Source organism: Halorubrum vacuolatum (genome assembly GCF_900188065.1).
Classification (GTDB): Archaea; Halobacteriota; Halobacteria; order Halobacteriales; family Haloferacaceae; genus Halorubrum; species Halorubrum vacuolatum.
Window position 1 is genome coordinate 73,164 of record NZ_FZNQ01000003.1, and the last position, 13,304, is coordinate 86,467.

General features: G+C 66.5%; 16 protein-coding genes. 8 read left to right on the forward strand and 8 right to left on the reverse strand.

Annotation, left to right across the window (positions count from 1 at the left end):
• Nucleotides 1-115: 115 nt before the first annotated feature.
• Nucleotides 116-1,285: a 5-(carboxyamino)imidazole ribonucleotide synthase gene (gene purK, locus CHB65_RS04495; RefSeq protein WP_089383867.1), complete on the reverse strand. Its 1,170-nt coding sequence runs from the start codon at nt 1,283-1,285 to the stop codon at nt 116-118.
• 179 nt (nt 1,286-1,464) lie between these two features.
• Between purK and CHB65_RS04500 the strand changes: the two genes are divergently transcribed.
• Nucleotides 1,465-1,905 (forward strand): PaaI family thioesterase, encoded by a 441-nt coding sequence (locus CHB65_RS04500; RefSeq protein ID WP_089383868.1) that lies wholly within the window; start codon nt 1,465-1,467, stop codon nt 1,903-1,905.
• Between the two features lie 27 nt (nt 1,906-1,932).
• Here the strand turns inward: CHB65_RS04500 and CHB65_RS04505 are convergent, their stop codons facing one another.
• From CHB65_RS04505 to CHB65_RS04515, 3 genes are all read right to left on the reverse strand, one after another.
• On the reverse strand, nt 1,933-2,355 hold the full coding sequence (locus CHB65_RS04505; RefSeq protein ID WP_089383869.1) for a hypothetical protein: 423 nt from the start codon (nt 2,353-2,355) through the stop codon (nt 1,933-1,935).
• A 58-nt stretch (nt 2,356-2,413) separates the two neighbouring features.
• A complete protein-coding gene (locus tag CHB65_RS04510; protein WP_089383870.1) occupies nt 2,414-3,718 on the reverse strand; it encodes a S8 family serine peptidase in 1,305 nt (434 codons plus the stop codon).
• An 81-nt stretch (nt 3,719-3,799) separates the two neighbouring features.
• Nucleotides 3,800-4,345, reverse strand: a complete 546-nt coding sequence (locus CHB65_RS04515) for a hypothetical protein (protein ID WP_089383871.1) — start codon at nt 4,343-4,345, stop codon at nt 3,800-3,802.
• A 151-nt stretch (nt 4,346-4,496) separates the two neighbouring features.
• Here CHB65_RS04515 and CHB65_RS04520 point away from each other — a divergent pair, with 151 nt between their 5' ends.
• On the forward strand, nt 4,497-4,799 hold the full coding sequence (locus CHB65_RS04520) for a hypothetical protein (protein ID WP_089383872.1): 303 nt from the start codon (nt 4,497-4,499) through the stop codon (nt 4,797-4,799).
• Nucleotides 4,800-5,066: 267 nt separating this feature from the next.
• Nucleotides 5,067-5,684 carry a CDP-alcohol phosphatidyltransferase family protein gene (locus CHB65_RS04525; protein ID WP_089383873.1) on the forward strand — a complete coding sequence of 206 codons (618 nt, stop codon included), beginning with the start codon at nt 5,067-5,069 and terminating at the stop codon, nt 5,682-5,684.
• Between the two features lie 26 nt (nt 5,685-5,710).
• Here the strand turns inward: CHB65_RS04525 and CHB65_RS04530 are convergent, their stop codons facing one another.
• The gene (locus CHB65_RS04530) at nt 5,711-6,457 is read right to left on the reverse strand and encodes a fumarylacetoacetate hydrolase family protein (RefSeq protein ID WP_089383874.1); all 747 of its coding nucleotides are present in this window, start codon (nt 6,455-6,457) and stop codon (nt 5,711-5,713) included.
• Between the two features lie 102 nt (nt 6,458-6,559).
• Between CHB65_RS04530 and CHB65_RS04535 the strand changes: the two genes are divergently transcribed.
• Nucleotides 6,560-7,285 carry a metal-dependent hydrolase gene (locus CHB65_RS04535; protein ID WP_089383875.1) on the forward strand — a complete coding sequence of 242 codons (726 nt, stop codon included), beginning with the start codon at nt 6,560-6,562 and terminating at the stop codon, nt 7,283-7,285.
• Between the two features lie 95 nt (nt 7,286-7,380).
• Entirely contained in the window at nt 7,381-7,779 is a 399-nt protein-coding gene (locus tag CHB65_RS04540) for an OsmC family protein (protein ID WP_089383876.1), read from the forward strand.
• A gap of 195 nt (nt 7,780-7,974) precedes the next feature.
• Here CHB65_RS04540 and CHB65_RS04545 read toward each other — a convergent pair whose 3' ends face one another.
• From CHB65_RS04545 to CHB65_RS04555, 3 genes are all read right to left on the reverse strand, one after another.
• Nucleotides 7,975-8,595: a cupredoxin domain-containing protein gene (locus CHB65_RS04545; protein ID WP_089383877.1), complete on the reverse strand. Its 621-nt coding sequence runs from the start codon at nt 8,593-8,595 to the stop codon at nt 7,975-7,977.
• Nucleotides 8,596-8,740: 145 nt separating this feature from the next.
• Entirely contained in the window at nt 8,741-9,742 is a 1,002-nt protein-coding gene (locus CHB65_RS04550) for a DUF5787 family protein (RefSeq protein ID WP_089383878.1), read from the reverse strand.
• 74 nt (nt 9,743-9,816) lie between these two features.
• A complete protein-coding gene (locus CHB65_RS04555; protein ID WP_089383879.1) occupies nt 9,817-10,263 on the reverse strand; it encodes a bis(5'-nucleosyl)-tetraphosphatase in 447 nt (148 codons plus the stop codon).
• Nucleotides 10,264-10,422: 159 nt separating this feature from the next.
• Between CHB65_RS04555 and CHB65_RS04560 the strand changes: the two genes are divergently transcribed.
• From CHB65_RS04560 to CHB65_RS04570, 3 genes are all read left to right on the forward strand, one after another.
• Nucleotides 10,423-10,755, forward strand: a complete 333-nt coding sequence (locus tag CHB65_RS04560; RefSeq protein ID WP_089383880.1) for an uS10/mL48 family ribosomal protein — start codon at nt 10,423-10,425, stop codon at nt 10,753-10,755.
• A gap of 74 nt (nt 10,756-10,829) precedes the next feature.
• Nucleotides 10,830-12,110: an amidohydrolase gene (locus tag CHB65_RS04565; RefSeq protein ID WP_089383881.1), complete on the forward strand. Its 1,281-nt coding sequence runs from the start codon at nt 10,830-10,832 to the stop codon at nt 12,108-12,110.
• 400 nt (nt 12,111-12,510) lie between these two features.
• Nucleotides 12,511-13,263: a helix-turn-helix domain-containing protein gene (locus CHB65_RS04570; RefSeq protein ID WP_089383882.1), complete on the forward strand. Its 753-nt coding sequence runs from the start codon at nt 12,511-12,513 to the stop codon at nt 13,261-13,263.
• The last annotated feature ends 41 nt before the right edge of the window (nt 13,264-13,304 follow it).

Genomic DNA, 13,304 nt, shown 5'->3' on the forward strand with positions numbered 1-13,304 from the left:
GCGTCGGCGTCCCGTAGCTTAAAACTCACACATCCGTGCGAAAGCGTGTCGCGTGTGCGACGGGTGTTCTCGCGGGGGCCGTGCGTTCGCTAGTTCACGCGAAAACCTCCGTCCGCTACTCCCGAAACGTCAGGGCGTCTCGGAGTTCTCGTGCATGCGCGAGCAGCGCCTCGCGATCCCCGCCGTTTTGCGGCCCTTCATCCCCGGTCACGGTTAGGTGTCCCATCTTTCGCAACGGACGCGCCTCGTCCTTGCCGTACCAGTGCAGGTCGGCGTCGGGCGCGTCGAGGACGGTCTCGACGCCCCGGAGCGTCGCGGGCCTTGGTTCGTCCACGTCGCCGAGGACGTTCGCCGTGACGGCTGGCGTGCGGAGATCCGTCGGACCGAGCGGCCAGCCGAGGACGGCGCGCGCGTGGTTCTCGAACTGGGAGGTTGCTGCCCCCTCGATCGTCCAGTGGCCGGAGTTGTGCGGCCGGGGGGCGATCTCGTTGACGAGGATGTCGCCGTCGGGCGTCTCGAACAGTTCGATCCCGAAGACCCCACGCCCGTCGAGCTGTTCGAGGACGTCGCGGGCGATCGACTCGGCCTCGGCGACGACGGGGTCGGCCGCCCTCGCGGGCGTCATGCTTTCCCGGAGGATCTCCTCGCGGTGGAGCGTCTCGGTGACGGGATAGGTTCGCGTCTCGCCGTTCGCACCTCGGACGCCCATGACGGCGAGTTCGCGCTCGAAGGGGATCAGTCGCTCGGCCATGGCATGACCGCCGACTTCCGCGAGCGCGTCAGCTGCGTCGGTCGGCTCCTCGACCGGGACGTTTCCCCGGCCGTCATACCCTCCCTCGCGGGCTTTGAGCATGACGCCGCCGAACTCCTCGGCGACGCGTTCGAGCCCCTCGGCGGTCGCGACCCCGACGAACTCCGGGACCGGGATCCCGGCCTCGGCGAGCGCCTCCTTCTGGACGAGTTTGTCCTGAATCGTCCTGAGGGTGTCCGGGTCAGGATGAACCGGAATATCGTGCTTTGCGGCCGCCTCCGCGAGCAGATCCGGGTCGGCGAGTTCGATCTCGAAGGTGAGCGCATCGACCCGCTCGGCGAGCGCGTCGATCCCCTCCGGATCGTCGAAGTCAGCGACGATGGTGTCGCGGACGACCGGCGCGGCCGGTGGATCCGGCGTCGGGTCCAAGACGATGAGTTCGACGCCGAGCGGCGACGCCGCCTCCGCGAGCATCCGACCGAGCTGTCCCCCGCCCACGACCCCGAGCGTCGGCCCGGGCAACGTGATCGACATGGACGGCGATACCGGATGTCGGTGCATAAACGTTCCCAACCGGATCGATGGATGATCCAGCGATGCGGATCATCCATCGATGCGGATCATCCCGGCCGCCGGCGGGACGGTTCGACCCGAACCGATGGGGGTGGTCGGATCACCGGCAGCTACATTCGACGCACCCGTGTGGGTGTTCCATGGAGGAGTCGATCGACGAGATCCGTGCGCGAATCGCCGAGGACCCGTACTGCGCCACGCTCGGGATCGAGGTGACGGCGCTCGAACCGGGCTACGCCGAGGCCGAACTGGAGATCACGCCCGCGCTGACGAACTTTCACGGGATCCCCCACGGCGGGGCGATCCACTCGCTCGCGGACGCCGCGTGTGCGGCCGCCGCGAACTCGCGTGGCGAGGAGACGGTCGCGCTGGAGGGGAACATCTCGTATCTCGACGCGGTCGAGGTCGGCACGACGCTTCGGGCGGTCGCCGAGGAGGTCCACACCGGCGGTCGAACGGCGGCCTACGAGGTCGTCGTCGGCGAGGCGGGGGCCGACACGAGCGGCGACGTGGAGAGGGATCACGGGGCCGATGACGGGCGGATCGCGACCGCCCGTATTCGCGCCTACCGGCTTTCGTGAGCCCGTATCTATCCCCGTCGGTCACCATCAGCCGATGCTCGCCGTGTCGGTATGCGTCCGGTCCCAGCCGTCGGTGATCGAGGCGGTCACCCGGGTCGCCTTGGTGTCGGGGACCCACAGGACCGCGGCTGGATAGGTGATCACCTGCGCGGCCATGCCGGACTCGCACTCGACGTGCGCGTCGATGGAAAGCGCTTCGCCGTCGAGGGTCACGTCATCGACGACGAGCCGATGACACCCCGCATCGGGGCCGCCGCCGGCGAGATACAGCAGCCGATCGGCGTCGAAATCGGCGCGGGCGATGAGGTCCGGCGAGTCCGAACGGCCGTCCGGGATCGACCCCTCCGCGTCCAGAAACCGAACGCGTCCGCCGGCATCCTCGTGATCGAACCAGTCCGGGCGCGCCTGAACCGGCGCGAGGGGCTCCGTCTCCCAGCGTGTTACGGTCATGTGTTCATCCCCGGGTCGATGATTCAAAAGCGTTGACCCCGTTGTGGAACGCTCCCGCTCAATCCGGGAGTCCGGCCGGACAGCTCACGCCGTCGCCGGTGCCGCCGTCGTGCTCCTCGCCAAGCAGGGCGGCGACATCGACCAGTCCGGCTCCCTGCTCGGTTTCCTCAAGGCCGAGGTCCTCCGCGGTTTCGAGCAGCGCGACGCGCGTTTCGGCCGCGGATGCCCCGTCGCCGATGGCGTGTGCGGCGGCGCCGGCGACGTGTGGGGCGGCCATCGACGTGCCGTCCAAGGTGTCATAGCCGCCCGGGACGGGCGCGCAGATGTCCGCCCCCGGTGCCGCGATGTCGACACCCGGCCCCCGGCTGGAGAAGCCGGCGATCCCGTCGTCGATGGTCGTCGCGGAGACGCCGAGATACTCGTCGTACGCGGCGGGGTAGCCCACGGAGTCGGCCCGTCCCCGGTTGCCGGCGGCGGCGACGAGCATGACGCCCGCCTCGAGAGCGTACTCGCCGGCGGCCTGCAGCGCGGGCGACTCCTGTGGCGATCCGAGGCTCAGGTTCACCACGTCCCAGCCCTGGTCCGCGGCGTACCGCACCGCCTTTGCGACCGCGGACGTTCGACACCGTCCGAGCCCGCCACACACCTTCAACGCGTGCAGCGTCGCGCCCGGCGCGACGCTCAAGGTCCCGTCGGACCGGCTCGCGCCCGCGGCCGTCCCCGCGACGTGGGTCCCGTGGCCACCGTCGTCGGACCACGGGTGCTCACAGTCGCCACCGCGACACTTCACCCACGCTTTATGTGCGTCCTCGTCCGTCGGCGGGGCGACGGCGTCCTCGAGGTCGGGATGTGTCGCGTCGATGCCGCTGTCGATGATCCCGATGTCGACGCCGTCCGCCCGTCGGCCGTCCTCGATGACCGTCTTCGCGCCGATGCGGGCGGTTCCCCACGGAACCGTCCGCCCGTCGTCTTCGCCCCCGTCATCGTCTTCGCCCCCGTCATCGTCTTCCTCCCCGTCATCGTCTTCGTCCCCGTCATCGCCTCCGTCATCCGACGGATCGGAGGCGGTCTCCAGCCACCGATCGGGCTGTACGAAGGCGACGTCGTCCCTGGAGGTCAACGATTCCACGCGGGCCGAAGAGAAGGTCCCGCGAACGAGCTGCCACGGCGTGTGCGCCCGCAGGTCGATCCGGAGGGGATCGGTGTCCGAGACGGACGAGGCGGCGGTTACGCCGGCGTCGGAGTCGGTCCCGACGATATACGTCGACATGCGCTCGTGAATCACGGCACCCGCGGCGAGCGCGAGCGCGCCGGCACCGGCGCTTTTGAGCAGTTCCCGTCTCGACCAGGACCGATCCGTCATTGACAACGTTACGTGTAGACGAACATAAAACCTTGAGGACGACTCACACGGTCGCCGAACGCCGCCTCGTATATCCGCCGACTACCGAACCGGCTCCCGTTCCAGCTTCGACTCCGCCCCCGACTCGCTCGCTGTCGTACGGTCGTCCTCGGGCGTCCCGTCCTCGGGCGTCGCTTGGTTCCTGCCTGTTATCGTCTCGTTCGTGGGGTCTCCCGTCTTTATCGAGGGTCCGCTCGACCCCTGTTCCTCGAGCGGCGTCGTGAGCCCGTCGCGGAGGTCGGACCCGAGATGTGCACCGAAGCCGCCGGCCGCGGCCGCGAGCGCAAGCGAAATCGCGAGCGATGCCGGGCCGATCGATCCGAGCGCAGCAACCGCGCCCAGCACGCCGGCCCCCGGAACCCCGGCGGCGGCGAGGACGACGAGTTTCGCCGCCACCGCCGCGACGGTCGCCTCGACAAGCGGCCGGCGAGTGAGCGCGAGGCCGAGCAGGAACCCGCCGACGAGGATGCCGAGGAACGTCCCGACGCTCGTGTTCGCGAGGAGGCCGGCACCAGCCCCGCCGCCGACGGTGAGGAGGGCGAACGCGAGGGCGACGGGGGAGAACCGTCCGGTCGCTCGCGATGGCATACGTTATCGATCGGCTCCGGGGGCAATGTATCTTCGGCCGGCCTCAATTCGTGGTCGTGGCGCTCCCTGATCTCCCGTTGGGGGCATCCGACACCTCCGTGAGGTCGTCCCCACGGAGCATTCATGTGTGTCCAGTACTACCATGATATTGATGCCCAAACGAAACTCACTCTGCCCGTTTACCCGCGGCGGCCGGGCACGTGCACGTTCGGGAGCGAAGGCCGGCGCGACGATCGGCGCGAGCATCGGCTCCAGAGCGGGACCGGTTGCCGCCGGGATCGCCTCGGGGTTCGGCGGCGCGACGGGATACATCGCCGGCGCGATGATCGATGACCTGACGCCCGGAGGCGGTCGATTACTTCCCGACGGCGGCCGCGAGTTGGACGCCGTCGCCGACCGGTCGGACGGGGCGGACCACGCCGTTTCGATCCCGGTGACCGAAGCCGACCGGTAACGGGCCGGATCGCCGGCTGACGCCCCCGGGCCAGCGCCCGGAGGTCCCCGATCGCGGACGTCGCGTCCGGTTGGTGCCATTTTATTCGGTGTCGTCGCTTCCGTCCCCGGGGCGTTCGTCGTCGTCGCTTCCGCCGGCTCCGGCCCCGCCCCCGACCGACTTATGAGGCGTGCGGCGGTACCGGGTATAACGAATGTCGATCGATCGCGGAGCCCAGCGATACCAAGATGGTGGGTACCGCTCCCCTGACGGCGGTGGATCGGCCGGATGACCCTCGATAAACTCCGGCCCCTCTCGAACCGGGCAATCACACCCTTCGTCGCCCTCGCGACGCGGCTCGGGCTCTCCGCGAACGTCATCACGATCACCTCCATCGGCACCGCCGCGATGGCGGCCTACGCGCTCGTTCGGGGTGGGACGGACCCGTCGTGGTATCTCGCCGCCTCCGCGTTCGTGCTCTTTACGGGGTTTCTCGACGTGCTCGACGGGGCGGTGGCGCGCTCGACGGGCACCGACTCCGAGTTCGGCGACTTCCTCGATCACGTCCTCGACCGCTACGGCGACGTGCTCGTGCTCGGCGGGCTCGCGGTCGGCACGGGACAGTACCTCCTGGGCATGGCCGCCGTCTCCGGCGTCCTCCTCACCGCCTATCTCGGAACGCAGGGCGACGCGCTCGGGCTCGGCCGGATCTATGGGGGACTGCTCGGCCGGGCCGACATCCTCGTGATCGTCGGGGCGGTGACGGCCGTGGCCGCGTTCAGTAACCCCGTTCTGTACGACCTCACGCTCGTGGAGTGGTCGGTCGTCTTCTTCGCGATCTTCACCCACGTCACTGCCCTCCAGCGGTTCGTCTGGTCGTGGCAGGAGCTTCGCGCGGACGGATGAGGTAGCGGATCCGGGGAGTGAGGAGCCTATTCGGGGATACGAACCGTATGTTCGAGCGTCCCGATCCCCTCGATGTCGACCTCGACTGTGTCGCCGTCGGCGAGCGCGCCGACGCCCTCGGGCGTCCCCGTCGCGATCACGTCACCGGCCTCAAGCGTCAGGTAGGTCGTGATCTCCTCGATCAGCGTCGGCACGTCGAAGATCAATTGTCCGCGGTGGCCGTCCTGTTTCGTCTCCCCGTTCACGCGGAGTTCCACGCTCGCGTCCGCGGGCACCTCGTCGGGGGTGGCCATGACGGGGCCGAGCGGTGCCGCGCCGTCGAACGCCTTCCCGCGCACCCAGTTCTGCTCCTCGTTCTGGTCGTCGCGGTTCGAGACGTCGTTCATGCAGGTGAACCCGGCAACGACGTCCATCGCGTCGGCGGCGTCGACGTTCTTACACTGCTCGCCGATGACGACCGCGAGCTCGGCCTCCCAGTCGATCCGCTCCTTTCCGGCCGGGACGGTCACCGTGTCGCCGTGGCTCGCGAGCGTGTTCGGGGGTTTTAAAAAGAGCAGCGGGCGATCGGGGACCTCGTTGCCGAGTTCGGCGGCGTGATCGGCGTAATTACGCCCGATACAGACGATCTTCGACGGCTCCGTCGGTGCGAGCACGTCGATGGCGTCGTCATCGAGCGCGTACGTCTCGCCGGCGAAGGCGACGGCCTCGGTCTCGGGGTCGTAGGTTCCCTCGCGGACGGCGCCGGCCGGGTCACGGAATCGCACGTGGTGCATAGCGGTGGCTCAGACGGGGCGATAAAAAAGGGTTCCCGACGCGGCGAACGCCACGGCGGCGTCGATATTTAATAGCTCCCGTCGAGAACAACTGCCCGCATCATGGAGCTCACTTGGTACGGCCACTCGACGTGGCACGTCGTCGTCGGCGACACCGAACTGCTGATCGATCCCTTCTTCGACAACCCGAAGACGGAGACGGACCCCGAGGAGCTCGATCCCGACTACCTCCTCTTGACGCACGGCCACACCGACCACATCGCGGACGTCAACCGCTTTGAGGACGCGACGCTCGTCGCGACCCCCGAACTCGTGGGCTACGTGCAGGACACCTTCGGCCACGAGGACGCCGTCGGCGGGATGGGGATGAACATCGGCGGCACCGTCGAGTGCGGCGACGCCTGGGTGACGATGGTCCGGGCGGACCACTCGAACGGTATCGACACCGGCTACGGCACCTCCGCGGGGATGCCCGCCGGCTTCGTGATCGGCGATAAGAAGCCGACGCAGGAGTCCGACCCCGACTGCACGACGTTCTATCACGCCGGCGACACCGCGCTCATGTCGGAGATGGTCGACGTGATCGCGCCCTTCCTCGAGCCCGACGCCGCGGCGCTGCCGATCGGCGACCACTTCACCATGGGACCGGCAGGTGCGGGCATCGCCGCCGACTGGGTCGGCGCGGACGTCGTCTTCCCGATGCACTACGACACGTTCCCGCCCATCGAGGTCGACACCGACGAGTTCGTCCGCGAGGTGAAAGCCGCCGGCGCCCGTGCCGAGGTCGTCGTCCTGGCGGGCGACGAGACGTACACGCTCGATTCCTGATCCCTCCCTCTCACGCTGCTTCTTTCGTTGCTCCCGTGTGATGCGGAGGCACGATAGCAACCTTTAGGCCGTCAGCGACGGACCATTTGAACGTCATGTCGGACATTCAAACCACTACCGTATGTGAGGACGGTTACGCGTGTACGAGTCAGGTCGGCGACTTCGACCTCCAGATCGACGCGACCGACGAGACGGGGCCGAACCCGAACGCGGCGCTCGTCGCCACCTACGCCTCCTGTTTCATCCCGGCGTTCCGCGTCGGCGCGAGCCAGCGCGGCGAGGACGACCTCGGCAAGCTACAGATCGACGCCAGCGCCGACCTCGACGACGATGACGACCTCGCGGCGATCAGCTTCGACCTCCACGTCGAGGCCGACCTCGACGACGAGACCTTCGATGAGATCGTCGAGCGCGCCGAGGGGATCTGCCACGTCCACGCCGCGTTGAAGGCCGACCTGCAGGCCGACGTGAGCGTCCACGGCGGCGCGTTCTAAGGGCGTTCACCCCGTCACGCTCCGCGACCGGCTTCGATCACTCCCACATTTAAACGCGCGCTGTGAGCGATGCCATCCGAGGACACGTTCATCTGTGACGACTGCGGCGAGGCGTTTCCGATCGCGGACGAGGCTGCCGCTGGCGTCTGTGACTGGTGCTGGATGGTTGCCGGCGCCTAGGGTGTGTCTGCCGGATCAGTCGTCGACGACCCGAATCGCCCCTCGATGGCCGAACCAATTGCTCGCCCCGTCGGTACCGGCGGGACCCTGTTCGGTCTCATACGGCGTTCCATGCGGGAGACAGTAGTAGAGGTAGACGCCGGGCTCCTCGAAGGTGTGCTCGTGAGTGGTCAGTTCCTCTTCTTCGCCCGGTACCTCGAACTCGTCCTCGGCGGCATCTCCGGGGTTCTCGTGCGGCGGATCGAAGTATGAAGTGAGGGTGTGTTCGCCCTGCCACTCCCACAGTACCGTCGCCTCCGGCGAGATGTCGACCGCCCAGGGGTCGATGGCGAACGGACCGAGCATCTCGCCGTCGACCTCGAGCGGTGCCGAGAAGTCGATCGAAACCTCGTCCGCACCCGTTTCGTCGACGACCTCGCCGTCCCAGGGGCCGCCCTCCAGTTCGATCTCGTCCTCGGCTATGGCGTCGAGCCTCGTGGGCTCCTCGTCCAACCACTCCTCGATCTCTTCGGTGGCGTCATCGCCGTCGTCACCGTTCGAGTCGAGACAGCCGGCGACTGCGATGCTTCCGCCGACGCCTGCACCGGTTGTTTTAAGGATCGTTCGCCTGTCGACTGATCGCTTTTTGAACGTCATTCGTTTTCACTGACCATTCCGTCATGGTCTCCCATACGATTAGAAGAATGACATATAAAACACCGGGTTATTGTTATTTATACGGATCTAGGACGGCAGATCACTCCTGTACACGGGCGATCGAGCAGGATGACTGTCCGGCGGCTTACCGCTCGCCCGCTGCCTGCGCGTCCACCTGTCGATCACGCATTCGCTCTCGTCGTCGCGCTAACAGTGCGGTCATTCCCTTGCCCGGCCCGCCCTCGATCGGCCAGCCGCGGGTTCGCCACGTCGGTGGTTCGGGCGCGAACTCCGGACACGATCCGGAACACTCTCGAGCGGTCTGACATCGCTTCTTCGCCGTACAGTACGGGAGTAGCCCTCGGCCGGCACGTCGCAACTCGAAGGCGTGACAGTCGGGTCGCATCGTTTCGTGGAACGACCGCCAGCCCTTCCCGTAGGCTCGCTCGGCAATGACGAGTCGCCGGGTGATCGTCTCCGGATCGCGGGTCGCGGGGGCGATGTCGCTCGGATGCCACGCGACGCTCGCGGCATCCTCGTCGATACCTCCCGCAAATTCGGTCGTGAGTACGCCGGCCTCCACGGGCATCGACCGCAACAGCGCCGGTTCGACACGCTCGCCGGTCGCACTCGTCGCGAGCCACACCTCGTCGGCGAGCGCCGTCTCCACGTCGTGGCCGAGTTGGTCCGCGAGCGCGTCGGCCGCGGATCGGTCGAGATCCGGTTTGTTCTCGATCGCGACGATCCGACGAACCCAGTCCGGGTACGGCCGCAGGCGACGACATTCGATCCGGTTCCCGCGTCGGCGTTTCTCGATCAGGCCCCTGCCGGCCGCCCGGTGGACGGCCTGCCGAACGTATCGCCACGGGTAGCCCGGGTCCGGGAGGGCGTCCCGGTACCACGTCCACTCCGGCGGGGCGTGGCGCACGACGTGCAGGAGGTCCGAATCGAGCCCGCGGTCGCCGAACGCCCGCCGGAGGGCGAACGCCTCGGGGTCGACCTCGATCACGACCGTATCCCAGCGGCGGTCGCGGGTACCGAGCTGTCTGGCGACGATGGCGGGCCGTCGACCCTCGCTCGGGTGCCACGCCAGCTCGGCGTATCGGCAGACGAGCAGCTCGTAGCCGAACTCGTGGTCGGGATACACGCCACCCGTTATCGGGCGTCGAATAAAAGGGGTTCGCGCCGATCCATCGGCGCCCGGTTCCGCTTCCCGGGCTCTTAGACGTACTCGCCGGTGGCCTCGTCCTTCAACTCGTCGAGGTACTCGTGTGCCTCCTCGAGGATCTCGCGGGGGCCGTCCTGGGTGATCGTGTTGATCGCCTGATCGTAATCGCGCCACTGCAGGTCGCGATGTTCCTTCGAGATCTCCGCGCTCGCCTCGAACGAGCGGGCGATAAAGAGGTGGACCGTCTTGTGGATGGTCTTTCCGCCCGCCTCGAACACGTAGTCGTACTCCTCGCGGAAGCCGTCGATGAGGCGGAAATCTTCGATTCCAGCCTCCTCGGAGACCTCCCTGATCGCCGTTTGCTGGAGCTCCTCGTCCCCCTCGACCCCGCCTTTGGGGAACTCCCAGTCCCCTGGACGGCTCTTCAGGAGTAAGTACTCCCGTTCGCCGCGGGTGTCGCGGAAGAGGATGGCTCCAGCGCTGACCGCTTCGACCGTCATTGGCCTCAGGTAAGCCACCCCCCCTAAAGAGGGTGTCGGACTCGTCGATTCGTACGGTTCTCGGACGTTCTCGGTGGATCCGCGCGGAAGCGGTCGGCGTGGACCTCGGCGCGGTAGATGCGCTTTTACTCCTCCGGCGTCCATCCCCGGACATCCCCCATGACCTTCGTTACGAAACTCTCGTTCGCCTCCGGCGACCGTGACGTCCTCACGGAGACCGTTCAGGAGCTGAAGCGGACGCTCGAACGAAAGGGCGCGGAGTGCAAGGGCCCACACGCCCCTCCGGCCGAGACCGTCCGTGTCCCGCTGTATAAGAACCTCCGCGCCGGCGACGAGTTCCCGCCGTGGAGCTATCGGGTATATAAACGCACCATGGAGATCCACGGCGCCGATGACGCCGCCCGCGACGTCGTCGCACGCGATTTCCCCGACTCCATTCACGTGGAGGTCGAGATCGACCGGAAGAAGCCGCTCGGACACCGCCGCGAGTGAGCGATTCTTCTCCGACCACCGGCGAACTCGCCCGCCACTCGACCTTTTAAGCACGCCGGCCGCGACCTCCCGGTATGAGCGTTCTCGACGCGGACCGCTATCGCGAGTTCCGCCGCGACCTGCACCGTCACCCTGAGCCCGCCTGGTGTGAGTTCTACACCACCGCCCGCATCGTCGAGGAGCTTCGCGACCGCGAACTTACCGACCTCCACGTCGGCCCGGCGGCGCTCGCCGCCGACGAGCGGCTGAACGTTCCCGACGAGGAAACGCTGGACGACTGGCTCGACCGGGCCCGGGGGGCCGGCGCCGATCCCGACGTCCTCGACCGGCTCGAAGGCGGCTACACCGGCTGTATCGCCGTGATCGAACGCGGGGACGGTCCCGTGATCGGGTTTCGGGTCGACATCGACGCGCTCCCCATCCTCGAAAGCGACGACGCCGAACACGCCCCCGCCGCGGAGGGCTTCCGCTCCGCGAACGAGGGCTACATGCACGCCTGCGGCCACGACGCGCACGCGACGATCGGCCTCGGCGTGATCGATTCGATCCTCGAATCCGACTTCGCGGGCACGCTCAAGGTGTTCTTCCAGCCGAGCGAGGAGCAGGTCTCCGGCGGCAAGCCGATGGCGGAGTCGGGACACCTCGACGACGTCGAGTACCTCTATGCGGTCCACATCGGCCTCGATCACCCGTCGGGCGAGGTCGTCTGCGGCATCGACGGCTTCCTCGCGGTCAGACACTTCCTCGCGGCGTTCGAGGGGGAGCCGGCGCACGCCGGCGCACGGCCCGAGCAGGGACGAAACACCGTGCAGGCGATGGCCGCCGCGATACAGAACCTGTACGCGATCCCCCGGCATGCCGACGGGCAGACCCGGGTGAACGCCGGCCTCGTCGGCGGCGGGACCGCGACCAACATCATCCCCGAGGAGTCGTTCATCGAGGGCGAGGTCCGCGGGGAGTCGACCGAACTGGCCGAGTACATGTCCCGCCACGCCGACCGCGTCCTTCGAGCGTCCGCGGAGATGCACGACTGTACGGTCTCCATCGAAACGCTCGGCGAGGCCCCGAGCGCGACGAGCGACGACGCGCTCGCGGCGATCGTCGGCGACGTCGCCGGCGAACACGACGGCGTCACGAACGTCGTCGACACGGCGGAGTTGGGCGGGTCGGAGGACGCGACCTACCTCATGCAGGCGGTGCAGGACGACGGGGGACTCGCTTGCTACGTCGGCGTCGGTACCGATCACCCGGGCGGGCACCACACGAACACCTTCGATGTCGACGAGGCGGACCTCACGCTCGGGATCGACGTGCTTGCGGAGTCGATCCGCCGCGTCGCGGACACGCGGCCCTGAGCGGCGTTTGCCGTTGGTTCCTCCGGCTTCGTTGAAATCCTCCAGATCTGATACGAACTGCGTGCTGAATACAGGGCGCAATCTCGCATGGGAAAACTTCCTCTCCGAGCAGGCTGGTCTCCAATCTCTAATACTCAAAAAACCAATTAAGCGTCTCCGCAGTTCACAAATACAAATCAGGGGATGGAAATGATTCAGTGATCCCCCGACGTAGTTAAAGAGAGCGCGTGCTGCGCGACGTACTGAACAGCACTTGTTCTAACGCCTGATCAGATGTTGGAGTCCGTGAAGTCAGAGGGACCCAAACGTGCGGACCCAAATGGGAACCAAGCGATTCGGGGTCTTTTCGGAGAGAAGAATATTATGTGTACTTTAGTCGGTCGGCCTACTATGACCTCCAATGCGTGAGCTTATTTTTGAACTCAATTATCAGTCTGGGTGGAACCCTGTAGCCGATACGCTGGTTGAGTATTCGGATGCGACCATTCGGTCCTTATCCTGCCACGTAACTAGCGATAATCTCTGGCGCGTCGATCATATTCTAGGCAGCCCAGACGCATTAAATGCCGTAGAAACCGCGTACAAAACCTCGGATTACTTTCCAGATTGTCTCGTGACCGAAGATTGTGAGGCAACGTCCGAAACACAGGTCCTTGACCGTACAGAAGAGTCACTGGTGATCTACTGCGTGTGGGAACGATCAGATATCTGCACCTCCGTTCCTCACCTTGCATTAGAACACTTCGGTGAAGGGCTGCTCTTCGAGACGCGGCAAGAAGAAAATCGGCACGTGTGGCGGATCATCCTTCCGGGGAATGAACCGATTGGATCGTTTGCCGACGCACTTCGTGCCGAAATTGACGACATCGGAGGAATGGAACTTCTCCGACTCACCGACCACAAACCCGGAGCGGGCGGTTCCGCTACTCAGGCAAGCGATGATCTGTCCACAGAGCAACGGCAAGCACTACATGCAGCCGTCGCTCACGGCTACTACGAGACACCTCGACAGATCGAACTTACCGATCTCGCCAACGAACTGAGCATCCCGCAATCAACACTCTCGTATCGATTACAACGGGCGGAAGCGCACTTAGCGACTAACTTCGTTGCCGCCGACTCGTCGCTTGACTCGCTGAGCACCAATCAGTGAGAGTAATTCTCCACGTGAATTTGGTGCACACCAAATAACGC